At 52.4% G+C, this 24,063-nt stretch carries 25 protein-coding genes; 9 read left to right on the top strand and 16 right to left on the bottom strand.

The features are described 5' to 3' along the window. Position 1: 1 nt before the first annotated feature. The 11 genes from BEB42_RS11825 to pspA form a co-directional block, all read right to left on the bottom strand. The gene (locus tag BEB42_RS11825) at positions 2-790 is read right to left on the bottom strand and encodes a sugar phosphate isomerase/epimerase family protein (protein ID WP_105267385.1); all 789 of its coding nucleotides are present in this window, start codon (positions 788-790) and stop codon (positions 2-4) included. Positions 791-806: 16 nt separating this feature from the next. After that, positions 807-1,859 (bottom strand): zinc-dependent alcohol dehydrogenase, encoded by a 1,053-nt coding sequence (locus BEB42_RS11820; protein ID WP_039020821.1) that lies wholly within the window; start codon positions 1,857-1,859, stop codon positions 807-809. A 30-nt stretch (positions 1,860-1,889) separates the two neighbouring features. Then, positions 1,890-2,732: a carbohydrate ABC transporter permease gene (locus tag BEB42_RS11815; protein WP_032302944.1), complete on the bottom strand. Its 843-nt coding sequence runs from the start codon at positions 2,730-2,732 to the stop codon at positions 1,890-1,892. Further along, a complete protein-coding gene (locus tag BEB42_RS11810) occupies positions 2,719-3,600 on the bottom strand; it encodes a carbohydrate ABC transporter permease (RefSeq protein ID WP_001080790.1) in 882 nt (293 codons plus the stop codon). Before BEB42_RS11810 ends, BEB42_RS11815 begins: the two co-directional genes overlap by 14 nt. Before the next feature lie 20 nt (positions 3,601-3,620). After that, complete coding sequence (locus tag BEB42_RS11805) at positions 3,621-4,913, bottom strand: ABC transporter substrate-binding protein (protein WP_000597475.1); 1,293 nt, start codon at positions 4,911-4,913, stop codon at positions 3,621-3,623. Positions 4,914-4,926: 13 nt separating this feature from the next. After that, complete coding sequence (ycjM, locus tag BEB42_RS11800) at positions 4,927-6,606, bottom strand: glucosylglycerate phosphorylase (RefSeq protein ID WP_105267384.1); 1,680 nt, start codon at positions 6,604-6,606, stop codon at positions 4,927-4,929. 213 nt (positions 6,607-6,819) lie between these two features. Then, positions 6,820-7,134 carry a thiosulfate sulfurtransferase PspE gene (pspE, locus tag BEB42_RS11795; protein WP_000473128.1) on the bottom strand — a complete coding sequence of 105 codons (315 nt, stop codon included), beginning with the start codon at positions 7,132-7,134 and terminating at the stop codon, positions 6,820-6,822. A gap of 74 nt (positions 7,135-7,208) precedes the next feature. Next, positions 7,209-7,430: a phage shock protein PspD gene (gene pspD / locus BEB42_RS11790; RefSeq protein WP_001295585.1), complete on the bottom strand. Its 222-nt coding sequence runs from the start codon at positions 7,428-7,430 to the stop codon at positions 7,209-7,211. 8 nt (positions 7,431-7,438) lie between these two features. Further along, positions 7,439-7,798, bottom strand: coding sequence for an envelope stress response membrane protein PspC (pspC, locus tag BEB42_RS11785; protein WP_039020818.1), 360 nt, complete (start codon positions 7,796-7,798; stop codon positions 7,439-7,441). Then, on the bottom strand, positions 7,798-8,022 hold the full coding sequence (gene pspB, locus BEB42_RS11780) for an envelope stress response membrane protein PspB (RefSeq protein ID WP_001274963.1): 225 nt from the start codon (positions 8,020-8,022) through the stop codon (positions 7,798-7,800). The genes pspC and pspB overlap by 1 nt, the downstream gene beginning before the upstream one ends. 53 nt (positions 8,023-8,075) lie before the next feature. Continuing rightward, positions 8,076-8,744 carry a phage shock protein PspA gene (gene pspA, locus BEB42_RS11775; protein WP_000511033.1) on the bottom strand — a complete coding sequence of 223 codons (669 nt, stop codon included), beginning with the start codon at positions 8,742-8,744 and terminating at the stop codon, positions 8,076-8,078. Between the two features lie 166 nt (positions 8,745-8,910). Between pspA and pspF the strand changes: the two genes are divergently transcribed. After that, complete coding sequence (gene pspF / locus BEB42_RS11770) at positions 8,911-9,888, top strand: phage shock protein operon transcriptional activator (protein ID WP_105267403.1); 978 nt, start codon at positions 8,911-8,913, stop codon at positions 9,886-9,888. 119 nt (positions 9,889-10,007) lie between these two features. Here pspF and puuE read toward each other — a convergent pair whose 3' ends face one another. The 5 genes from puuE to puuD form a co-directional block, all read right to left on the bottom strand. After that, positions 10,008-11,273, bottom strand: coding sequence for a 4-aminobutyrate transaminase (gene puuE / locus BEB42_RS11765; protein ID WP_000069238.1), 1,266 nt, complete (start codon positions 11,271-11,273; stop codon positions 10,008-10,010). Between the two features lie 36 nt (positions 11,274-11,309). After that, positions 11,310-12,590: a gamma-glutamylputrescine oxidase gene (puuB, locus tag BEB42_RS11760; protein WP_105267383.1), complete on the bottom strand. Its 1,281-nt coding sequence runs from the start codon at positions 12,588-12,590 to the stop codon at positions 11,310-11,312. Between the two features lies 1 nt (position 12,591). Then, positions 12,592-14,079 (bottom strand): aldehyde dehydrogenase PuuC, encoded by a 1,488-nt coding sequence (gene puuC / locus BEB42_RS11755; RefSeq protein ID WP_105267382.1) that lies wholly within the window; start codon positions 14,077-14,079, stop codon positions 12,592-12,594. 150 nt (positions 14,080-14,229) lie between these two features. Beyond that, positions 14,230-14,787: an HTH-type transcriptional regulator PuuR gene (gene puuR / locus BEB42_RS11750; RefSeq protein WP_001278727.1), complete on the bottom strand. Its 558-nt coding sequence runs from the start codon at positions 14,785-14,787 to the stop codon at positions 14,230-14,232. Between the two features lie 26 nt (positions 14,788-14,813). After that, positions 14,814-15,578, bottom strand: coding sequence for a gamma-glutamyl-gamma-aminobutyrate hydrolase (gene puuD / locus BEB42_RS11745; RefSeq protein WP_105267381.1), 765 nt, complete (start codon positions 15,576-15,578; stop codon positions 14,814-14,816). Between the two features lie 211 nt (positions 15,579-15,789). Between puuD and puuA the strand changes: the two genes are divergently transcribed. The 8 genes from puuA (at position 15,790) to sapD (ending at position 24,062) form a co-directional block, all read left to right on the top strand. Then, positions 15,790-17,208: a glutamate-putrescine ligase gene (gene puuA / locus BEB42_RS11740; RefSeq protein WP_001296746.1), complete on the top strand. Its 1,419-nt coding sequence runs from the start codon at positions 15,790-15,792 to the stop codon at positions 17,206-17,208. Positions 17,209-17,356: 148 nt separating this feature from the next. Beyond that, positions 17,357-17,521 carry a YmjE family protein gene (locus tag BEB42_RS26245; protein WP_123058307.1) on the top strand — a complete coding sequence of 55 codons (165 nt, stop codon included), beginning with the start codon at positions 17,357-17,359 and terminating at the stop codon, positions 17,519-17,521. Then, a complete protein-coding gene (gene puuP / locus BEB42_RS11735; protein ID WP_000996856.1) occupies positions 17,511-18,896 on the top strand; it encodes a putrescine/proton symporter PuuP in 1,386 nt (461 codons plus the stop codon). Before BEB42_RS26245 ends, puuP begins: the two co-directional genes overlap by 11 nt. Positions 18,897-19,029: 133 nt before the next feature. After that, a complete protein-coding gene (locus BEB42_RS11730) occupies positions 19,030-19,275 on the top strand; it encodes a YmjA family protein (RefSeq protein ID WP_001015099.1) in 246 nt (81 codons plus the stop codon). A 312-nt stretch (positions 19,276-19,587) separates the two neighbouring features. Further along, complete coding sequence (gene sapA, locus BEB42_RS11720) at positions 19,588-21,231, top strand: ABC transporter substrate-binding protein SapA (protein ID WP_001250213.1); 1,644 nt, start codon at positions 19,588-19,590, stop codon at positions 21,229-21,231. Further along, the gene (gene sapB / locus BEB42_RS11715) at positions 21,228-22,193 is read left to right on the top strand and encodes a putrescine export ABC transporter permease SapB (protein WP_105267380.1); all 966 of its coding nucleotides are present in this window, start codon (positions 21,228-21,230) and stop codon (positions 22,191-22,193) included. The genes sapA and sapB overlap by 4 nt, the downstream gene beginning before the upstream one ends. Next, positions 22,180-23,070, top strand: coding sequence for a peptide ABC transporter permease SapC (gene sapC, locus BEB42_RS11710; RefSeq protein ID WP_001146163.1), 891 nt, complete (start codon positions 22,180-22,182; stop codon positions 23,068-23,070). Before sapB ends, sapC begins: the two co-directional genes overlap by 14 nt. Then, a complete protein-coding gene (sapD, locus tag BEB42_RS11705) occupies positions 23,070-24,062 on the top strand; it encodes a peptide ABC transporter ATP-binding protein SapD (RefSeq protein WP_001128858.1) in 993 nt (330 codons plus the stop codon). Before sapC ends, sapD begins: the two co-directional genes overlap by 1 nt. Position 24,063: the final 1 nt, after the last annotated feature.

Genomic DNA, 24,063 nt, shown 5'->3' with positions numbered 1-24,063 from the left:
CTTAGCAGGTGCGCAACCAGGCCAAAGAATCACGGTACGCCTGAGCAGGATCTTCTGCCCGAATGCGCCCTTCATACACCACATAGCCCTGATAGTTATCGGCGCGCAGCTGTTCAAACAGCGCGTGGAAATCGAGGGTGCCGCTGCCCGGCTGATAGCGATGGTTATCGGCAATATGCACATGACCAAGCAGGTCACGGTTGTCATGCAGCGCCTGCGCCAGGTTATCCTCTTCGATGTTCATGTGATAGAAATCGCCGATAATCTGCACATGTTTAAGGTTGTTTTCGACGATGTAACGACGAGCATCGGCGAGCGTGTTGATCATGTGGTCCTGATAGCGGTTTAGCGGTTCGAGATACACCACCGTTCCGGTACGCGCGGCTACCTTCTCCAGGAAACGCAGGGAATCGCTCACCATTTGACGATCGCCATCCAGGCTGCGCGGCGAGGTCATCGGCGGTAAGCGAAAGGTAAACATGCCCCACGCTGCTGGAACGACAATACCTTTGCCGCCCACTTCCGCCAGCGCCTCAAGAATGCGCTCGATCTGCTTTAAACCATTAAGACGACGTTCTTCGATAAAGTCCCCAATCCAGCCGTCATAACCGCCGCAGGCAGTGGTCACCGGTAAACCGGTTTCTTTGATCGCTGATTTGACTTCTTCGAGATTGTTGACCAGCAGTTTGCCGTCAATTTCAAAACCATCAAAACCCATCTCTTTGATATAACGAAATTTCTCCAGAATATTTTCCGGAAAGAAGGCCTGATTCTGTGTGCCGATTTTCATTTTTCCGTCCTTAGAATTAAAAAGTTACGCCCATTTTGATGCTTTGTTCCGGATGCTGGTCGACATACTGCATGTAGCTTTCCGGGCTGTTAGCAAAGGTCACCACCGGGTCTATTAAATCTTCACAATTGAGATAACCGTTCATCAGCAGTTCCCAGCAGGTTTCTTCAATACGCTTTCGGCTCCAGCGCGGATAATCCGGGTTCGGTTCACTGCACGCACGAGAGAAGACAATTTTGGCGTTGTTGAAATGCGCTTCGCGTCCGAGGTTAAAACCTTCGGCAAATGGTTTGGCAAATGCGACATACGAGATGGTGCCGCCATAAGCCAGGCCGCGCAGTGCCGATTGCAGCGCGTCGGCGTAGCCGCTGGTTTCGATAATCACATCGGCACCCTGCTTGCCGGTCAGCGTTTTAATCTCTTTGCCTACATCCGTGCCAATGGGGTTAAGGCAGAAATCCGCCCCGTGGCGACGGGCAATATCACAGCGATGAGCGATAGGATCGACACCAATCACCACCGACGCGCCAGCGCGTTTTGCCAGTTGAATGGCAATTTGACCAATCGCGCCAAGCCCTACTACCACCACAAAATCGCCCACGCGCACGTTGGCATCGCGCACGCCGCTCATGGCAAACTGCGCCGGGTCGTAACAGACGGCGTTTTTCCACGAGCTACCTTGCGGCATCTTGCGCAGTTTGTAGTTATTCACCGCGTTAATGATGACCGTTTCGGAAAGCGGGCCGTAGCCGCATACGCTGTCACCCACCGCGTAGTCGGTAACGTCGCTGCCGCACTCGATAATGTCGCCAACCACCATGTTGCCAAGCTGGAACTTGCCAAACTCAATGCCGCGCGGCGCATCTGCCGGACGGGGGGTGAACATCTGCCATTCGCCATTAAAGTCTTCATCGATAAACGGGCTGGCGGCGCGGAAATCGACCACTTCCGTCCCGTGTTTCGGCGCGCCGAACCGCACGCGGATCTTCACTTCATTGGCTGAAATCGCCCTGTCTTCATACTCCACCAACGCGGCAACGCGCGGTGCTGTGGCTACTAACTTTTTCATGTAAAACTCCTTGTCAAGAAACTGGCCGCTTTAGCCCTTCACGCCACCGGCGGTCAAACCACTCTTAATAAAACGTTCCGAAAGTGCATACATAATCACCACCGGCAATGCGGTCACCAGCGAGGCTGCCATCATTCGGCCCCAGATGTAATCAGGGGTACTGAACAGCGCGTTCAGGCCTACCGGTAAAGTGAAATTGCTGGCGCTGGAGAGGAAAATCGAGGCAAACAGATAGTCGTTCCACGCCACCATAAAGCAGTAGACGAACACGGATATCAGCCCGGACATCGCCAGCGGTACCGTGATGCGGAAGATAATTTGCAGCCGGTTGAGGCCATCCATCATCGCCGCTTCTTCGATTTCATCGGGGATGGTGTCGAAGTAGCTTTTCAGCATAAACACGGCGGTAGGCAGGGTTTGCGTCACCATGGTGATGATCAGCGCCATCTCGGTGTCGTAAATGCCAAGCGCAGTGATGATTTTGAACAGCGGCACCACCAGCAAAATGCCGGAGAACATGTACACCGTGTAAAAGCTGGCGTTGATGGTCATTCGCCCTTTAAAGCGCAGGCGGGAAAGCGCGTAAGCCCCGAGAATGCCGAGAAATACTGCTATCACGGATGAAACTACCGACACCACCAGGCTGTTACGGAAATAATCGACAAACGGGAAAATCACCGGATTAAAAATGTCGACGTAATGCTCCAGCGTCCACTGCTGTGGCAGCAGCGTAGGATGCAGCGAGATCGCCTCTTTCGCGCTTTTGAACGAGGTCATCAACATCACAAAAAACGGAAACAGCGTGATGATGAGAAACAGCGCCAGCCCGCAGTAAAAACCGATGCGACTGAGTGTGCGTTTATTTGTTGCCATTGAGGTTCACCCGTTTTCTGGTCAGCAGAATGACAGCGAAAATAATGATGAAGAGCACCACTGAGATCGCCGCCGCTTTCCCTAAGTCATTAAAGGCAAAGGCGGTTTTGTAGAGATAGACGCCGAGAATATCGACCTTGGTCGTCAGCAAATAAACGTCAGCGAACATGTAGAACATCCAGATGGTACGCAGAGTCACCACCGTCGCCAGGACCGGCATAATCGCGGGCAGCGTGACGATGCGAAACCGCTGCCAGGCATTCGCGCCATCCATCTCTGCCGCTTCGTACAGCGATTTGTCGATGGTCTGCAAAATCGCCAGAAACGAAATAAAGGCATACGGGAAGTAGCGCCAGATGGCGAACAGCACCACCAGTACAAAACTACTGCCCGGGTTATCGAACCACAGCGGCGCCTGCTCATAGAGATGCAGAAGATCGACGCCGAGGTAGTTCACAATGCCGTAGCCGTTGTTGAACATGTATTTCCAGGCGAACACCAGCGAAATGGACGGCGTTACGTAGGAGAGGATCACCAACGAACGCGCGGTTTTGCGCAGGCGAAACTCGCGGTTGAAAAACATCGCCACCGCCAGGCCGAGCACGGTGCTACCTGCCACCACCAGCGCGGTATACCAGACCGTCATCCACAGCGAGTGCCAGAAGCCGGGATCGGAGAGAATACGCACATAGTTGCTCACCCCAACAAACGTTGACTCGATGTTGGGATTAAGCGGCAGACGTAAAAAACTGATTTCGATATTCGACACCATTGGCCACGCCACCAGACCGCCCAGCAGTAATAAGCTGGGCGCGAGAAGCAGCAGCGCAAAGGGCATATCGGAACGACCTGAAAAAAGCCTGTTCATTGCGGATTCCTGTCCTGGGATTAGTGCTGTTCGATCAGTTCATCCAGCTTTTTCTGGCTCGCTTGCAGCGTGGTTGAGAGATCGGCTTTCCCCACGGTGACGTTATGCACCATTGAACTCACCACACCAGACCCCGTGACATCGCCCATGCGGGTAAAGTTTTTGTCCCCTACCGCACCAAAGACCTGAATGTTTGGCAGTTCGCTAATCAACTGATTCGGCAAGTCTCCCAGCGCCTTAATCACGTCGTTATCTTTCCAGGTGGCAGTCGTCACAACCGCTTTGTTCACCGGCAGCGCCGCGCCTGGCGACATCATCACCCAGTCGGCAATGTTGTCCGCCTGCTCCATAAAGGTGACAAATTTTTCCGCCGCTTCCGTCTCTTCGCTTTTTTGCCCGGCGGTAATGGTCAGCGATGTCAACATGCCGTAGACCGCCGAGTTTTTCTCGGTTGGCACCACGAAACCGACATTTTTCGGGTCGCCTTCTTTAATCACAGCCGGAAGGATGTAGGTGGAGTAAATCGCCATCGGCGCGGTGCCGTTCATAAAGGCGTCTTTCACTTCCATAATGTCGTTAGAACCCGGCATGGTGTTGGCAGCAAGGTCGCGGTAATAGGTCAGCGCCTGCATCATCTCCGGCGTATCAAGGGTGATTTTGCCTTCGGCGTTAAAAACGTTGGCCTGATTGGATAACGCAAACTGGGAGAACGATTGTTCCGTCAGTACGCTTTCTGCCGTCGGCAGTGCAATACCGTATTTTTTATTCGCCGGATCGTTCAGTTTCTGTGCGACATCCAGCAACTGTTGCCAGTTTTTCGGCTCATCCAGCCCGGCTTTTGCCAGCACATCTTTGCGATACCAGATACCGCCAATCCATGCGCTGACAGGAACACCGGTCCAGGCGCTACCATCTTCGGTGCGCACAATCCGCAGAACGCCGTCATAAAACGCGCCTTCACCGACATTACTGATGACCGTAGCAACCGCTTTGCGATCGATAAGCTGTTCTTTGTCCATCACTTTCGCGTAGTCATGGCTGGTTTCGATCACTTCCGGCAGCGAGCCGCTACGGGAAAGGGTGATGACTTTGGTGTTATAGGCATCTTCTTCCACCGGCACTTGTTTAACAGTGATGCCTGGGTTTTCTTTTTCAAAACGCGCAATTAACTGACTAATTACCGCCTGGCGTTCCTGTTCCACCGAAGAATGCATAAACTCGATGGAAACATTCGTTTTATTTTCTTCTTTACAACCTGAAATCAGGGCGCAGGAAACCAGTGCTGATAACAGCACGATTTTTGATTTAATCATGAGATGTTCCTTTTTATTTAATCCACATAACCTGCCAGGGGCGCAGCGTTATTTCATTACCCACTATATCAACTTCACTAATCAGATCCCGACCGTGCAGGTCAGTAATATTTATATGCTGAATATTTTCACTGACATTAAACAATCCTGTCAGACAATTACCATCCGCGTTGCTTCTTTGAATACGCATTACGGATGAATTAACCGTATCGATGGTAAAATCATTATCTGGATGAAACTCGTTATGACTGCGACGAATTTTAATTAGTCGCGACAATTCATGATATACCGCGTGCCTTAACGTCGCTTTATTGTTCAGTTCGGTCGTGATCTCTTCGCTGGTGTATTTTTTACGGTTAATCGCACGGTTATATCCCAGTTTTTCGACACCTGCGTAATCATTACGCGAGCCCAGAATACTTTGAATATATATCGCTGGCACACCGGGGAAAATTAACAAAATCGCATGGGCAAGGATAAACCTGGCGCAACGTTCTTCATCGCTACTCTCGCGGCGGCTTAACGCATCCATATAGGTGACATTTATTTCATAGGGACTGCGCGTACCATCGGGATTATTTTTCCAGTTTACTAATGCCCCTTCCTGCTGTAACGCCTCGACTAGCGCTAATATCTCGCTTTCAGGCAACAAGCCTCGCAGTGGGTTAAGTCCAATACCATCATGAGACGCGAGGAAGTTAAACCAGGTGGTTTTGCTGGAAGGCAACGTCAGACTTTGCGCCCACTGGCACAGCGCCTCGACGTTCTGTTTTTGCACCGCATGTAACACCAGCGGCGGCAGTGAGAACTGGTACACCATATGCGCTTCGTCATCGCCGTTGCCAAAGTAAGCAATGTTGTCTTTATGCGGGACATTGGTCTCAGTAATGATGACCGTCCCCGGCGCGACGCTATCAGTAATGGCGCGTAACAGTTTGATAATTTGATGTGTTTTATCCAGGTGGATGCAACTCGTTCCCGGCTCTTTCCACATAAAGCCAACGGCATCCAGACGGACATACTCAGCACCTTTCTCAAGGTAACACAGTAAAACATCCACCATCGCCAGTAACACTTCAGGGCTACGGTAATTCAGGTCAATTTGATCGTCGCTAAAGGTGGTCCATAAATGGCGCGTTGAATGATCGCGCATCTGGAATGGCGTTAATAACGGTAACGCGCGCGGGCGAGTGACGGCGCTAAGATCGGTTTGCGGGTCAACGGCAATAAAAAAATCTTCAAAACCTGGCTGCTGTTGTAAATAGTTTTTAAACCATTCACTTTTTGCCGACATATGGTTGCAGACAAAATCAAACATTAAATGACTGCATTCACCGAGTTGCTGAATATCCTGCCACTCCCCTGCTTCACTGGCGACCTGATGATAATCAATTACCGAAAATCCATCATCAGATGACCATGGGTAAAATGGCAACAAATGGACATGTGAAAAAATGCTTTGCAGCCAGTGATGGTAAAACTGATTAAATGTGGGTAGTGGTTTTAAATCATTACTGTGAAATTGATCGGCATAGGTAATTAACACGACATCACTTTCATCCCAGTGTTTTTTACGTCGCTGTGTAATTAATCTTTTCGCACTCTCAAGACGCGTTACAAGTTTCTGTAAATGAGTCGCGGTAAATGTTCCACCGTAGATTTCGTCCAGGTAATCCGTAATTTTCTGTTTCATGTTGCCTTTCCGTGGTAGCGGTCCCATGAAACGAGAGACTACTCCGCAGAAAATAAACTGTCAATTGAGCACAAGGGTTTTAGTCACGCAGGAAATCATTTTTTACCAGGGAAAAAGCGTATTTGTGAGCTGACGCAAATAATCTATGGGGATGTAAATAAGGTGTGACAGAAAAAGTAAACGGCGCATAAGCGCCGCTTAGGGTGGATTCTTTTAACCTTTGACCTTCGGCATTGCGATGTCTTTCAGGCCGCCAGCGTTCTCAACGTGGGTATATCCCATCTCGCTAAGGATCTCTTTTGCCTGCCCTGACTGGCGTCCGGCATTGCAATACACTTTCACGGTGTCGTTTTTATCCGGAACGGCGGTGGCAATGCGCTCTTTCACTTCCTTCAGGGGAATATTGATGGCTCCCTGAACGTGCTCTTGCTGATACTGCTCTGGAACACGAACATCGATCCAGTGTTCAGCGGCGAAAACGGGCAGTGAAAACACCAGTGTCAGAGCAAGTAAGCCTTTTTTAAACATGTAAGCGTCCTTCTATGGATGAAAATTGCCATCCATAATACGCCTTAGCTTTAACAATTTTTGCGAAACTCCCCTCACCTTTTATAACGCTGCGCCAGTTTATTGGCAGCCCGACTTAACAGCGGTTCCAGCGCCACGGCCAGCAACATTTTCAGCGGTCGGCGAGCAACTGATTTTATCGCCCAACCAGCTACACCCGCCGGGCCATAGCGCAGTGCGGTAAGAAGTACCAGCTTGCCTGCTAATTTGAAACCAGGCTTCACCTTTTGCCCGGCCTGTTGCCAGCGAGTATTCATAACTTTCCTCACAGTTGACGGAAACGGCTACGTAACGTGAAAGTATCGGAAGTGACATAACGTTCCATCTCGCGTAAACGCGTTTCACTTGCCGCCAGTTCACGGTCGACATCATCCAGCAATTCGCTGCTGGAAGGTAGCTGCTCACCAAAGGCCATGTTGTCCGGCATTGGATCAAGCGCAAATGACAAAATGATGTAAGCAACCAGGGTAAACAGCGCCAGGCCGAAGAAAATCGACAGCACCACCAGGATACGTACCAGTTTTACCGGTACATCAAAATAGTTGGCAATCCCGGCGCAGACGCCGCGTACCATGCCCCGCTGTGGAATACGCCATAATTTTTTATTGAGATTAATGCCCGCCATTAGCGATCCCTCCAGTTCGGATGTTCTGCATCAAGAATGGATTCCAGTGCCTGAATACGTTCGCGCATCCGTTTTGCTTCATCAGCCAGTTGCGCTAATCGTTGCTGCTCACTTTGCGACAATTCACTGCGACCAGAACGATTGCTGTAATGCAGCCATAACCAGATCGGTAAAACAAACAGCACAAAAATGGTTAACGGAATAGCCAGAAATAGCGCGCTCATAAGGACTCCTTAGACGATGAGCGGCGGCGCGTTCGGACGCCGCCTGGATGTTATTATTGATTGTCTTGCTTCATTTTGGCTTTTAATTGTGCCAGTTGCTCGCTGATTGCATCATCGGCTTTCAGTTCGGCAAACTGATCGTCCAGCGATTTTTGTTTACCGAAGCTGTGGCTTTCTGCTTCCGCTTCCATCTGGTCAATTCGACGTTCGAAAGATTCGAAACGAGCCATTGCTTCATCCAGTTTGCCACTGTCCAGCTGACGACGCACATCGCGCGACGAGTTTGCCGCCTGATGGCGTAACATCAATGCCTGCTGGCGAGCGCGTGTTTCACTCAATTTGTTTTCCAGCTCGCCGATCTCTTTCTTCATACGCACCAGCGTATCGTCCACCAGCGTCACTTCATGTTCCAGGCTCTTAATCAGATCGGTCAGTTTCTGTTTTTCAATTAACGCCGCACGCGCCAGATCTTCTCTCTCTTTCAGCAGCGCCAGTTCGGCTTTTTCCTGCCATTCAACTTCACGCGCCGACGCTTGTTCAATACGGCGAGTCAGCTGTTTCTTTTCTGCCAGCGCACGCGCCGAAGTAGAACGTACTTCAACCAGTGTATCTTCCATCTCCTGGATCATCAGACGCACCAGTTTCTGTGGATCTTCCGCTTTCTCTAACAGAGCGTTGATGTTGGCATTCACGATGTCGGCAAAGCGAGAAAAAATACCCATAATGTTGTCCTCTTGATTTCTGCGTTCAGGATTGTCCTGCTGAACTATTAATACAATTTGCGTGCCAATTTTTTATCTTTTTGATTTATAAAGATCTGATTGAAGAATCAACAGCAACATGCCAGGATGAGTTAGCGAATTACACTAACAAGTGGCGAATTTCATCATGGCAGAATACAAAGATAATTTACTCGGTGAGGCGAACAGCTTTCTCGAAGTGCTGGAACAGGTTTCGCATCTCGCACCGCTGGACAAACCGGTGCTCATCATCGGCGAGCGCGGCACAGGTAAAGAGCTGATTGCCAGCCGTCTGCATTATCTCTCCTCCCGTTGGCAGGGGCCGTTTATTTCCCTTAACTGCGCGGCGTTAAATGAAAATCTGCTGGATTCCGAACTGTTTGGTCACGAAGCGGGCGCGTTTACCGGTGCGCAAAAACGTCATCCAGGGAGATTTGAACGTGCCGACGGCGGTACGCTATTTCTTGATGAACTCGCTACGGCACCGATGATGGTACAGGAGAAATTATTGCGCGTGATTGAGTACGGTGAACTGGAGCGCGTTGGCGGCAGCCAGCCATTGCAGGTGAATGTGCGGTTAGTATGCGCGACGAATGCCGATCTCCCCGCGATGGTCAATGAAGGTACTTTTCGCGCTGACCTGCTCGACCGGCTGGCTTTCGATGTAGTGCAACTGCCGCCCCTGCGCGAGCGCGAAAGCGACATTATGCTGATGGCAGAACACTTTGCCATTCAGATGTGTCGGGAAATCAAGCTGCCTCTGTTCCCGGGTTTTACGGAGCGCGCCAGAGAAACATTGCTGAATTATCGCTGGCCGGGAAATATTCGTGAATTGAAAAACGTGGTGGAACGTTCAGTGTATCGCCACGGCACCAGCGAGTATCCGCTGGATGAAATTATTATTGATCCCTTTAAACGGCGTCCGCCTGAAGACGCTATCGCCGTTTCAGAAACCACCTCACTTCCGACGCTGCCACTGGATTTACGTGAGTTTCAGATGCAGCAGGAAAAAGAGTTGCTGCTACTCAGTTTGCAACAAGGGAAATATAACCAGAAGCGCGCGGCTGAATTACTGGGGTTAACCTATCATCAGTTCCGCGCGTTGTTGAAAAAGCACCAGATTTAGCGAAGTTGGGCAATACAACTTGCCGGATGCGGCGTGAACGCCTTATCCGGCATACATAATCAATACGTCGTTTGCAGGCCTGATAAGCGCAGCGCATCAGACATTATTGCGTTGGGCTATTAATCGCTCAGCGCATCCTGCAATATTTTCATTGCCGCATCGAATTGCGCATCCGGGATGGTCAGCGGATACAGGAAGCGAATCACGTTGCCGTATGCGCCACAGGTCAGCAGGAGCAGCCCCTGCGCCAGCGCGCGTTGCTGGATTTTTTGTGCAATCGCCGCTGACGGCTCGCCCGTTTGCGGATCGTTAAACTCTGCCGCAATCATCGACCCCAGACCGCGTACCGCAGCGATGGCCGGAACGCTTTCTTTGGCATCAATCAACGTATTTGTCAGACGCTGGCCCAGTTGATTAGCGCGTTCACAGAGTGATTCTTTGTCGATAATGTTGAGCACCGCGTGCGCGGCAGCCACCGCCAGCGGGTTCCCGGCGTAGGTACCACCAAGCCCGCCCGGCGCGGGTGCGTCCATAATATTCGCGTTCCCAACCACACCTGAAAGCGGCATCCCGCCCGCAAGACTTTTCGCCATGGTCATTAAGTCCGGCTTGTCGGCGTAGTGATCCATCGCGAACAGTTTACCGGTACGCGCAAAGCCGCTTTGCACTTCATCGGCAATCATCACAATACCGTGCTCGTCGCACAGGCGGCGAATGGCGGCAACCAGCTCTTTTGGCGCAACGTTGAAACCGCCTTCGCCCTGCACCGGTTCGAAAATAATCGCCGCCACCTGCTTCGCTTCAATGTCCGATTTAAACAAGCGTTCGATGGCATCGAGGGAGTCCTGCGTTGAAACGCCATGTAAATCTGACGGATAAGGTACGTGATACACCGAACCGGGGAACGGGCCGAAGCCGATTTTGTACGGCGCGACCTTTCCGGTCAGCGCCATGGTCATATATGTACGACCGTGGAAGCCGCCGCTAAACGCAATCACGCCAGGGCGTCCGGTATGGGCGCGGGCGATTTTCACCGCGTTCTCCACCGCTTCCGCACCGGTGGTGAAGAACGCAGTTTTAGCCTGCCCGCTCACCGGGGCAAGGGCGTTGATTTTCTCCGCCAGGGTGACGTAGCTTTCGTACGGCACAATCTGATACGCCGTGTGGGTAAACTGTTGCAATTGCTGCTCCACCGCCGCGACCAGATCAGGGTGGCGATGCCCGGTATTCAGCACCGCAATGCCTGCGGCGAAATCGATATATTCGTTGCCCTCTACATCCTTCAGCGTGGCGTTTTCAGCCGACTGGGCGAAGAAGTTACACATCACGCCAACCCCGCGCGGAGTGGCAGAAAGACGACGCTGATGGAATTCATTGTTGCTCATGTTTCACACCTTTAGCTCTTCACTGTTAATCGGAAATTAAACGCCCAGACGATCGCGCAGGCTGTAATAAGCCGCACCCATCGCGGTAAACGGCACGCGCAGCGTGCGCCCGCCGGGGAACGGGTAATGCGGCAGATTGGCGAAGGCGTCGAAACGCTCGGCGTCGCCGCGCAGCAGTTCAGCAATCAAACGCCCGGCAAGATGGGTACAGGTGACGCCGTGACCGCTATAGCCCTGCATGTAATAGATGTTGGTATCAAGGCGACCAAACTGCGGCATCCGTGACAGAGTCAGCAGGAAGTTGCCCGTCCAGCGGTAATCAATTTTCACGCCCTTCAGCTGCGGGAAGGTTTTCAGCAGTTTCGGCACAACAAGACGCTCAACGTCATCCGGGTCGCGCGCGCCGTAGACCACGCCGCCACCGTACAGCAGGCGGTTATCGGCAGTCAGGCGGTAGTAATCAAGAAGATAGTTACAGTCTTCCACACAGTAGTTTTTCGGGATCAGCGAACGGGCTAAATCTTCCGACAGCCGCTCGGTGGTGATCACCTGCGTGCCGCACGGCATGCTGCGTTTCGCCAGTTCCGGCTCTACTTTATCGCCCAGATACGCGTTGCCTGCGACAATCACATACTTCGCCGTCACCTGCCCTTGGGCAGTGCGCACAACGGCTGGCGTGGTGTGCTGGATATGCGTCACCGCAGAAAGCTCATACACGCGTCCACCGTTCAGACGGATGGCGTCGGCTTCACCAATAGCGAGGTTCAGCGGGTGAATATGTCCACCGCTGTGATCCAGCAGCGCACCCGTGTAGCGATCGCTGGCGACTTCGCGGCGAATGGCGTTGGCATCCAGCAATTCAAGCTGTTTATTACCGTAGCGTTCCCAGTTCTCTTTCTGCTCTTCGAGTGTGGCGAGTTGTTTATCATTCATCGCCACAAACAGGCCGCCGGGGCGATAGTCGCAGTCAATCTGATAACGTTTGATACGTTCGCGGATGATCTCGCCACCCTCGAACATCATGCTGCCGAGCATACGGGCGGTATCCATGCCGTAGCTTTTTTCGATAACGTCGATGTCGCGGCTGTAGGAGTTCACAAGCTGCCCGCCGTTGCGTCCGCTTGCGCCGAAGCCGATGCGTGAGGCTTCAAGAACCACCACGTCAAAGCCCGCTTCCGCCAGATGCAGCGCGGAGGAAAGCCCGGTATAGCCGCCGCCGACCACGCAAACGTCGCAGGAAATCGACTCATTCAGCGTGTCGAATGGCGCGTATTTATTCGCACTGGCGGCGTAATAACTGCTGGTATGTTCGGTCATTTCAGGCCTCCAGGCTTATCCAGATGGTTTTCAGTTCGGTGAATTTTTCAAGGGCGTGCAGGGATTTGTCGCGACCGTTGCCGCTCTGCTTATAGCCGCCAAACGGCACGGTCATATCACCGTCGTTGTAGTTATTGACGAAGACGGAACCGGCTTTCAGGCGGCGACTCATGCGGTGCGCGCGGGAGAGGTCGCGTGTCCATACCGCCGCGCCAAGTCCGTACTGGCTGTCGTTGGCAAGCTGTAGCGCCTGTTCTTCTGCTGTGAAACGCGTGACCACCAGCACCGGACCGAAAATCTCTTCGCGGCTTAAGGACGCATTCGGGTCTACATCCACAAAGATGGTCGGGCCGATGGCGGCAGCCAGCTCGGCGTTACGACCATCCAGCAGCAGTTGCCCTGTGCTTTCGCCTTCCCGAATAAAGCTATGCACCGAGTCAGCGTGGGCGCAGTCGATTAAGGTGCCCATGGTGGTTGCGGGATCAAGTGGATGGCCCGGCTGCCAGTTTTGCGCCTGCTGTTTTAACAGGTCTAAGAATTCATCGGCGATGCTCTCTTCCAGCAACAGGCGCGTTCCGGCGATACACACCTGCCCCTGGTTGTAGAAGATGCCTGCTGCGGTGGCGCTTGCTGCCTGTTGCAGATCCGGGCAGTCGGGGAAAACGATGTTGGCGCTTTTGCCGCCTGCTTCCAGCCAGACGCGTTTCATGTTGCTGTCGCCTGCATCTTTCAGCAGCTGTTTCCCGGTACGGGTCGAACCGGTAAAGGCGATGGCATCGATATCGTTATGACGCGACAGCGCCTGCCCCGCTTCATGACCAAAACCGGTCACCACGTTCAGCACGCCATCCGGCAGACCTGCTTCTTTCGCCAGCCCGGCGAGACGAATCGCACTGAGCGGTGATTTTTCAGACGGTTTTAGAATCACGCTGTTTCCCGCCGCCAGCGCCGGGCCGAGTTTCCAGCAGGTCAGCAGCAACGGGAAGTTCCACGGTACAATGGCAGCAATCACGCCCACCGGTTCACGCACGATCATCGCCAGGTCATTGCTACTGGTGGTCGCCACTTCGCCATACACTTTGTCGATCGCTTCGGCGTACCAGCGAATGGCGCGCGCCGCGCCGGGAATATCATCACGCAGACTGTGACGAATCGGTTTGCCGGTGTCGAGAGTTTCCAGCAGTGCCAGCTCTTCGGCGTTGGCTTCCATTAAATCGGCGAGTTTATTCAGTACCGCTTTACGTTTTGCCGGAGAAGAGTGTGACCAGTCGCCGCGTTCAAATACGCCGCGTGCTGCGCTCACCGCACGGTCGATATCGACGCTCTTGCCGCGGGCAATTTTCGCCAGCGGTGCCTGGGTGACCGGATCAACGGTTTCAAAAGTTTCATTTTCCGCCGCAGCAGTATATTCACCGTTAATAAATAAGCGGGTTTCAATGGCGAGACTTAACGCTTTATCCTGCCAGTAAGCCAGATGATGAAAATTCATTATGACTCCTGTTTCACGTGTATCAGATATATGCAGTTTGTGAACGTCAGGGCGCAGAGATCCCCGGGCCGCATGCCCGCTTATTTCTGGCGACATTCTTTATGGATTGCCGGGCGCATTGCGCTTACCCGGCTTACAGAACAAAAAAGATTAAAACGTGGTGGGCGTATGGGCGCTGATAATTCGGCAAATACCTGCCGACGTATTACTGAAACTGTGCGGGATGCCGGTATTAATGGCATAACTTTGCCCCGCGACGAGGTGGTAATCCTGACCATTAATCGTCAGAACAATTTCACCTTCCAGTACAGTGCCTATTTCCTCACCCTGATGCTTAATTCTTTCCCCAGTGGTTGTGCCTGGCTGGTACGTTTCAAATATCATCGCCAGCGTACGATTCGGGTTACCGTTATGAACCAGCTTCATTGACACACCCTGACTGCCCATCTCAATTAAGTCGTCCTGATTAATGACGACCTGTGGCTCATCAGGTTTTTCCGGCTCGGAAAAGAATTCCGAGAGTGACAGACCATACACCTTCAGCAGCTTTTGCAGCGTACTGATGGCAGGGCTGACTTTATCCTGTTCTATCGTACTGATAGCACTGTGAGTCAGCCCGGAGAGTTCGGCGGCACGACGTTGTGAAAGCCCCTGCTGCTGGCGGATTTCCGACAAGCGTTTTCCTGGCGCCAGTCCCTCATCACTCATATTTGCATTTCCTTAAACTGTAGTGGTCAGAGTCGCTGTTTTTCAGCGATATGGTGCTGACAAGCGGTGATAAAGCCCTCGAACAATATACGCGAAAGCGCGTACTCGCTACTGTTCCATTCCGGGTGCCACTGTACGCCCAGCGCAAAAGGATGATTGATGACGCTAACCGCCTCAACTAAGCCATCCGGCGAGCGAGCTTCAACACGCAACCGTGGGCTAACGACCTTCGCCCCTTGTCCATGCAGAGAGTTTACCCAAAAGTTGCTACATTCAGGTAACAACGCAGACAGCAATCCCCCCTCTTCAACCTGAACTTCATGCGACGGTGCATATTGCTGTTCCACCGGCAGTTCGGGATCTTCCCGATGTTCCAGCAATTCAGGCTGTTCGCACAGCTTGCGATGCAACGAACCACCGGTTGCCACCACCAGTTCCTGTAAACCCCGGCAGATGGCGAAAATGGGGATGCGCCTTTCGAGTGCGGCATTAATTAACGCCATGCTCAGAAGATCACGCCCGGGATCGGCGTCAGGCTCATCGCCGTTTTCACCATATAGGTGCGGCTGCACATTGCTGGGACTACCAGGAAGATAAATACCATCGAGTTTCGGCAAAAGTTGTTCAAGTAATGACGGTTCCGCCAGCGCATGTGGCAGCGCAATTGGCAAGCCGCCTGCGTGGATGATGGCATTCAGGTACTTTTCTTGCAGAGTCTGGGTCGCATGACCCTTAAGCCTGTTCCTGCACATTACGACACCGATAATCGGATTGTTCATTATATTTTCCATGCTCAATCTCACAAAGTGGACTAAATTATCGCCATTACTGCGCTTTAAATGACCTTTATGTTCAATATTTTTTCAATCTAGCAGCGGGTTTTCATTTTTGCAAACTCAATTTAACATTTGACAAACATTTAGTTTGCATACAGATTCGAATGGTGGTCATTATATTTTACGCTTTGATAACGAGCGGAAAACAAACCAAAGGCGAAGAATCATGGAAACCAATATCGTTGAAGTAGAGAACTTTGTTCAGCAGTCAGAAGAGAGGCGGGGTAGCGCCTTTACGCAGGAAGTGAAACGCTACCTGGAGCGCTACCCGAATACGCAATATGTTGATGTTTTACTTACCGATCTGAATGGTTGTTTTCGTGGGAAACGTATTCCTGTTTCAAGCCTGAAGAAGCTCGAGAAAGGGTGTTATTTCCCGGCCTCGGTGTTTGCAATGGATATTCTGGGCAACGTAGTAGAAGAAGCGGGCCTGGGTCAGGAAATGGGCGAGCCGGATCGTACCTGTGTTCCTGTTCTCGGTTCCTTAACCCCTTCTGCTGCAGATCCTGAGTTTATCGGTCAGATGCTCCTGACCATGGTCGATGAAGATGGCGCTCCCTTTGACGTTGAGCCGCGGAACGTTCTCAACCGCCTGTGGCAGCAGCTACGCCAGCGCGGATTGTTCCCGGTTGTAGCGGTAGAGCTGGAGTTCTATTTACTGGATCGCCAGCGCGACGCTGAAGGGTATCTGCAACCGCCCTGCGCGCCCGGCACCGATGACCGCAATACACAAAGTCAGGTTTACTCCGTTGATAACCTCAACCACTTCGCCGACGTGCTCAATGATATTGATGAGCTGGCGCAGTTACAGCTGATTCCGGCAGATGGCGCGGTCGCCGAGGCCTCGCCAGGTCAGTTTGAAATCAATCTTTACCATACCGATAACGTGCTGGAAGCTTGCGATGATGCGCTGGCACTAAAACGCCTGGTGCGTCTGATGGCAGAAAAGCATAAGATGCACGCCACTTTTATGGCGAAGCCGTATGAAGAGCACGCGGGCAGCGGGATGCATATCCATATCAGTATGCAAAATAATCGTGGCGAGAACGTGCTTTCTGACGCGGAAGGCGAAGATTCGCCGCTGCTGAAAAAGATGCTCGCCGGGATGATTGACCTGATGCCGTCATCAATGGCGTTGCTGGCACCAAACGTGAACTCGTATCGCCGCTTCCAGCCGGGGATGTATGTACCGACGCAGGCGTCGTGGGGCCATAACAACCGCACCGTCGCCCTGCGTATTCCCTGCGGCGATCGCCATAATCACCGCGTGGAATATCGCGTGGCGGGTGCCGATGCCAACCCGTATTTGGTGATGGCAGCGATTTTTGCTGGTATTTTGCATGGCCTTGATAACGAACTGCCATTACAGGAAGAAGTCGAAGGCAACGGGCTGGAACAGGAAGGCTTACCCTTCCCGATTCGCCAGAGCGATGCCCTGGGTGAGTTTATCGAGAATGATCACCTGCGCCGCTATTTAGGCGAACGCTTCTGCCATGTCTATCACGCCTGTAAAAATGATGAGCTGTTGCAGTTTGAGCGCCTCATCACAGAAACAGAAATTGAGTGGATGTTGAAAAACGCGTAATACCCCTTGCGGGGTTGTTTCAGCGGCCTGAGCGGAGCCAGGCCTGACATTTGCTGGTAATCCAGACATTTCCCGGATGTCGCGTTATGGAGCGCAGGCGGCAACGGGCTTCCGTTAACGATTAAGACTGTGACGAGGAAATGAGATGATGCCGATGATTAAATCCCCGCATGGCGAGGGAGGCTGCGTATGCGCCCCTCCTGCGACTGACTGGACTCCGCCCCCTTTGCTTCCCTTGCTAAACAGGTTTGATTTCAGGTCGATACGACCGCAAACCTTATTACGCAGGGGAGGCAGCAATTATGGCTATTAATTCACCACTGAATATTGCTGCGCAACCCGGCAAAACCCGTCTGCGAAAATCACTGAAATTGTGGCAGGTGGTGATGATGGGTCTGGCCTATCTCACGCCGATGACTGTGTTCGATACCTTTGGCATTGTTTCCGGCATTAGCGACGGTCACGTTCCGGCGTCCTATTTGCTGGCGCTGGCGGGTGTGCTGTTTACCGCGATCAGCTACGGCAAACTGGTTCGCCAGTTTCCGGAGGCCGGTTCGGCCTATACCTACGCGCAAAAGTCGATTAACCCGCACGTCGGATTTATGGTCGGCTGGTCATCGCTGCTGGATTATCTCTTTTTGCCGATGATCAACGTTTTGTTGGCGAAAATCTATCTCTCCGCCCTCTTCCCGGAAGTGCCGCCGTGGGTGTGGGTGGTAACCTTCGTCGCCATTTTAACCGCCGCGAATCTGAAGAGCGTCAACCTGGTCGCTAACTTCAATACCTTGTTTGTACTGGTGCAAATCTCCATCATGGTGGTGTTTATCTTCCTGGTGGTTCAGGGACTACATAAAGGAGAAGGCGTTGGCACCGTCTGGTCACTTCAGCCGTTTATCAGCGAGAACGCGCACCTGATCCCGATTATTACCGGGGCGACGATTGTCTGTTTCTCGTTCCTCGGTTTTGATGCGGTGACCACGCTTTCAGAAGAGACGCCGGACGCCGCACGCGTGATCCCGAAAGCCATCTTCCTGACGGCGGTGTACGGCGGCGTTATCTTTATCGCCGCGTCGTTCTTTATGCAGCTGTTCTTCCCGGATATCAGCCGCTTTAAAGATCCGGACGCCGCACTGCCGGAAATCGCACTGTACGTTGGCGGCAAGTTGTTCCAGTCGATTTTCCTCTGCACGACGTTTGTGAACACGTTAGCGTCTGGCCTGGCGTCACATGCCAGCGTGTCGCGTCTGCTGTATGTGATGGGGCGCGACAATGTGTTTCCGGAACGCGTGTTTGGCTATGTGCACCCGAAATGGCGGACTCCGGCACTGAATGTCATTATGGTCGGGATTGTCGCGTTGTCAGCGCTGTTCTTTGATTTAGTCACCGCGACAGCATTGATTAACTTCGGTGCTCTGGTGGCGTTTACCTTCGTTAACCTGTCGGTGTTTAATCATTTCTGGCGGCGTAAAGGAATGAATAAAAGCTGGAAGGATCACTTCCACTATTTGCTGATGCCGCTGGTTGGCGCGCTGACGGTGGGTGTGCTGTGGGTTAACCTCGAGTCAACGTCACTGACACTCGGTCTGGTATGGGCTTCATTAGGCGGCGCATATTTGTGGTATCTGATCCGCCGCTATCGCAAAGTGCCGTTGTATGATGGTGACAGAACGCCGGTGAGCGAAACGTAATAGTCGGATGCGCGGCGCATTATCCTGCCTGAGGGTAATGCGCCGCGCCATTAACTATAAAAAGATGTATGACCCGGATCACGAGTGCTATCATCCGCCCTTATGCTTAGCGCATTAACCCCAGGGGCAAATAATGAACCACGATATCCCGCTAAAATATTTTGATATTGCCGATGAGTACGCGACCGAATGCGCAGAGCCTGTCGCAGACGCTGAACGCACACCGCTGGCCCACTACTTCCAGTTACTGCTCACCCGTTTGATGAACAATGAAGAGATCAGCGAAGAAGCCCAACATGAAATGGCTGCTGAAGCGGGGATTAATCCCGTACGCATTGATGAGATCGCAGAGTTTTTGAATCAATGGGGTAATGAGTAATTATTTCATTGCAGACGCTCGGTCAGTATCGTTGCCCGGATAAAGCGTTCACGCCGCATCCGGCTAAAAATGACACGCACTGCAGCGTGCTTTAATGGGTTTCTCACGATCGTACCGCTCTGCTCCTCGCTAAGTTGTTCTGTGAGTTATAGTTATAGAGAAATCACGGGTACGAATGTTGAACAGATGGCGACGTCACCTGTTCAACGACCAACCACACGGCCCTCATTACGACCCCTGAACACAAACGGTAATGGCAAATGTCATTAAATATTAGTAAGATAGCCTCTTTACATAAAATCCCTTAATATTATGCGCCAGGTATTATCGTCTCTTTTGGTGATTGCTGGACTTGTGAGTGGTCAGGCAATCGCCGCGCCTGAATCCCCCCCGCATGCTGATATCCGCGACAGCGGTTTTGTCTATTGCGTCAGCGGGCAAGTCAACACCTTTAACCCATCCAAAGCGAGCAGTGGGTTAATTGTCGATACCCTTGCCGCCCAGTTTTATGATCGACTCCTGGATGTCGATCCCTATACCTATCGCCTGATGCCGGAACTTGCCGAAAGCTGGGAAGTGCTCGACAACGGCGCGACCTATCGCTTCCACCTGCGTCGCGATGTTCCGTTTCAAAAAACCGACTGGTTTACTCCCACTCGTAAAATGAATGCCGACGATGTGGTGTTTACCTTCCAGCGAATTTTTGACCGTAACAACCCGTGGCATAACGTCAACGGCAGCAACTTTCCCTACTTCGACAGCCTGCAATTTGCCGATAACGTTAAAAGCGTTCGCAAACTGGATAATCATACCGTTGAGTTCCGACTCGCCCAGCCGGATGCTTCTTTTTTGTGGCACCTGGCGACCCATTATGCTTCGGTCATGTCGGCAGAATATGCCCGGAAGTTAGAGAAAGAAGATCGCCAGGAGCAACTCGACCGTCAACCGGTCGGCACTGGACCGTATCAGTTGTCGGAATACCGCGCCGGGCAATTTATTCGCCTACAACGTCATGATGACTTCTGGCGCGGTAAACCGTTAATGCCGCAGGTGGTGGTGGATTTAGGCTCTGGCGGTACCGGACGTCTGTCGAAACTCCTGACCGGGGAGTGCGACGTCCTGGCCTGGCCTGCAGCCAGTCAGCTATCCATTTTGCGTGACGACCCGCGTTTGCGTTTAACGCTGCGCCCGGGGATGAACGTCGCCTATCTGGCGTTTAACACCGCTAAACCGCCGCTAAATAATCCGGCGGTCCGCCATGCGCTGGCGTTGGCGATCAATAACCAGCGCCTGATGCAATCCATCTATTATGGTACGGCTGAAACGGCGGCCTCTATTTTACCGCGCGCCTCGTGGGCCTATGACAACGAGGCTAAAATTACTGAATACAATCCGGCGAAATCGCGCGAACAGTTGAAGGCGTTGGGGCTGGAAAACTTAACGCTGAAACTGTGGGTGCCAACACGTTCGCAGGCGTGGAACCCCAGTCCACTGAAAACCGCCGAACTGATTCAGGCGGATATGGCGCAGGTTGGCGTAAAAGTGGTGATTGTGCCGGTAGAAGGTCGTTTTCAGGAGGCGCGGTTGATGGATATGAGCCATGATCTGACGTTATCCGGTTGGGCGACAGACAGTAACGATCCGGACAGTTTCTTTCGTCCGCTACTGAGCTGCGCAGCAATACATTCCCAGACCAACCTCGCCCACTGGTGCGATCCGAAATTCGACAGCGTGTTGCGTAAGGCGCTCTCCTCGCAGCAGCTAGCGGCGCGTATTGAAGCCTATGACGAAGCGCAAAGTATTCTGGCGCAGGAATTGCCCATTTTGCCGCTGGCGTCGTCATTGCGCTTGCAAGCCTACCGTTACGATATCAAAGGGCTGGTTCTTAGCCCGTTTGGTAACGCCTCCTTTGCTGGTGTGTATCGCGAGAAACAGGATGAGGTGAAAAAACCATGATTATCTTCACCTTACGCCGCATTTTGTTATTGATTGTCACCTTGTTCCTGCTGACGTTCGTTGGCTTTAGCTTGAGCTATTTCACCCCACATGCGCCGTTACAAGGCGCGTCACTGTGGAATGCCTGGGTGTTCTGGTTTAACGGCCTGATCCACTGGGATTTTGGTGTTTCCAGCATTAACGGTCAACCGATTGCCGAACAGTTAAAAGAGGTCTTCCCGGCGACGATGGAACTGTGCATCCTCGCCTTCGGTTTTGCGCTGATTGTTGGCATCCCCGTAGGAATGATTGCCGGGATTACGCGCCATAAGTGGCAGGATAACTTGATCAACGCCATCGCCTTACTGGGCTTTTCAATCCCGGTGTTCTGGCTGGCGCTTCTATTGACGCTGTTTTGTTCACTCACGCTAGGTTGGTTGCCCGTTTCAGGGCGTTTCGATCTGCTCTACGAAGTGAAACCGATTACCGGTTTTGCGTTGATTGATGCCTGGCTTTCGGACTCACCGTGGCGGGATGAAATGATTATGAGCGCAATACGTCATATGGTATTGCCCGTTATCACCTTGTCGGTTGCGCCAACAACTGAAGTCATCCGACTGATGCGTATCAGCACTATCGAAGTGTATGACCAGAACTATGTGAAAGCGGCGGCGACACGCGGGTTGTCACGCTTTACTATTTTGCGTCGCCACGTTCTGCATAACGCGTTACCTCCAGTTATTCCTCGCCTGGGCTTACAGTTTTCTACCATGCTGACGCTGGCGATGATCACCGAAATGGTTTTTAGCTGGCCGGGTTTAGGGCGCTGGTTAATTAACGCCATCCGCCAGCAAGATTACGCGGCCATTTCCGCCGGAGTGATGGTGTGTGGCTCACTGGTCATTATTGTTAACGTGATTTCTGATATTTTGGGTGCCATGGCTAACCCTCTGAAACATAAGGAATGGTATGCCTTACGATAGCGTATACAGCGAAAAGCGCCCGCCGGGCACGCTGCGTACCGCCTGGCGCAAATTTTATAGTGATGCCTCTGCGATGGTCGGTCTGTACGGCTGCGCGGGACTGGCTGTACTGTGTATTTTTGGCGGCTGGTTTGCGCCTTACGGAATCGATCAGCAATTTCTCGGCTATCAATTATTGCCGCCTTCATGGTCACGCTATGGCGAAGTTTCTTTCTTCCTGGGGACTGACGACCTCGGACGCGATGTTTTAAGCCGTTTACTGAGCGGAGCTGCGCCAACCGTAGGTGGCGCATTTGTGGTGACGCTTGCCGCGACGATCTGTGGCCTGGTACTGGGCACCTTCGCCGGGGCGACGCACGGCCTACGCTCAGCGGTGCTTAACCATATTCTGGATACCTTACTGGCGATCCCTTCCCTATTGCTGGCAATTATCGTTGTAGCGTTTGCCGGACCGAGTTTGTCGCACGCCATGTTTGCCGTCTGGCTGGCGCTGCTGCCGCGTATGGTACGTTCAATTTACAGCATGGTGCATGACGAACTGGAAAAAGAGTACGTTATCGCCGCCCGTCTGGATGGCGCATCAACGCTGAATATTCTCTGGTTTGCGGTGATGCCTAACATCACCGCCGGGCTGGTCACCGAAATCACCCGCGCACTGTCGATGGCAATTCTTGACATCGCCGCGCTGGGCTTTCTCGATCTCGGCGCACAACTCCCCTCGCCTGAATGGGGAGCGATGCTCGGTGATGCGCTGGAACTGATTTATGTCGCCCCGTGGACGGTCATGCTGCCAGGTGCGGCAATTATGATTAGCGTGCTGTTGGTTAACCTCCTTGGCGACGGTGTTCGTCGTGCAATTATTGCGGGGGTGGAATAATGCCATTACTCGATATTCGTAACCTGACCATTGAATTTAAAACCGGTGATGAGTGGGTTAAAGCCGTCGACCGCGTAAGTATGACCTTAACCGAAGGTGAAATCCGCGGTCTTGTTGGCGAATCCGGTTCCGGCAAAAGTTTGATTGCAAAAGCAATTTGTGGGGTGAATAAAGATAACTGGCGTGTTACTGCTGACCGTATGCGTTTTGATGATATCGATTTGCTGCGTCTCTCCGCACGCGAACGGCGCAAGCTGGTTGGTCACAACGTGTCGATGATTTTCCAGGAACCGCAGTCTTGTCTTGACCCTTCAGAACGTGTGGGTCGTCAGTTGATGCAAAACATCCCAGCCTGGACCTATAAAGGCCGTTGGTGGCAGCGTTTTGGCTGGCGCAAACGCCGTGCCATTGAACTACTGCACCGTGTGGGGATTAAAGATCACAAAGATGCGATGCGCAGTTTTCCCTATGAGTTGACCGAAGGTGAATGTCAGAAAGTGATGATAGCCATTGCACTGGCGAATCAACCGCGTCTGCTAATTGCTGACGAACCGACCAACTCAATGGAGCCAACAACCCAGGCGCAAATCTTTCGCCTGCTGACGCGTCTCAACCAAAACAGCAATACCACTATTTTGCTTATCAGCCATGACTTACAAATGCTTAGCCAATGGGCGGATAAAATTAACGTGCTTTACTGCGGTCAAACGGTGGAAACCGCGCCCAGTAAGGAGTTGGTGACGATGCCACACCATCCTTATACCCAGGCGCTGATCCGCGCGATACCAGACTTCGGCAGCGCGATGCCGCATAAAAGTCGCCTCAATACGCTGCCAGGCGCTATCCCGCTGCTGGAACAGTTACCGATTGGTTGTCGTCTGGGGCCACGTTGCCCGTATGCACAACGAGAATGCATTGTGACGCCACGTTTGACGGGGGCGAAAAATCATCTCTATGCCTGTCATTTCCCACTGAACATGGAGAAAGAGTGAG

This window comes from Escherichia sp. MOD1-EC5990 (assembly GCF_002965285.1).
GTDB lineage: Bacteria > Pseudomonadota > Gammaproteobacteria > Enterobacterales > Enterobacteriaceae > Escherichia > Escherichia coli_F.
Note: the sequence above shows the minus strand (reverse complement) of the source record. Positions and strands in the feature narration are given on the sequence as shown.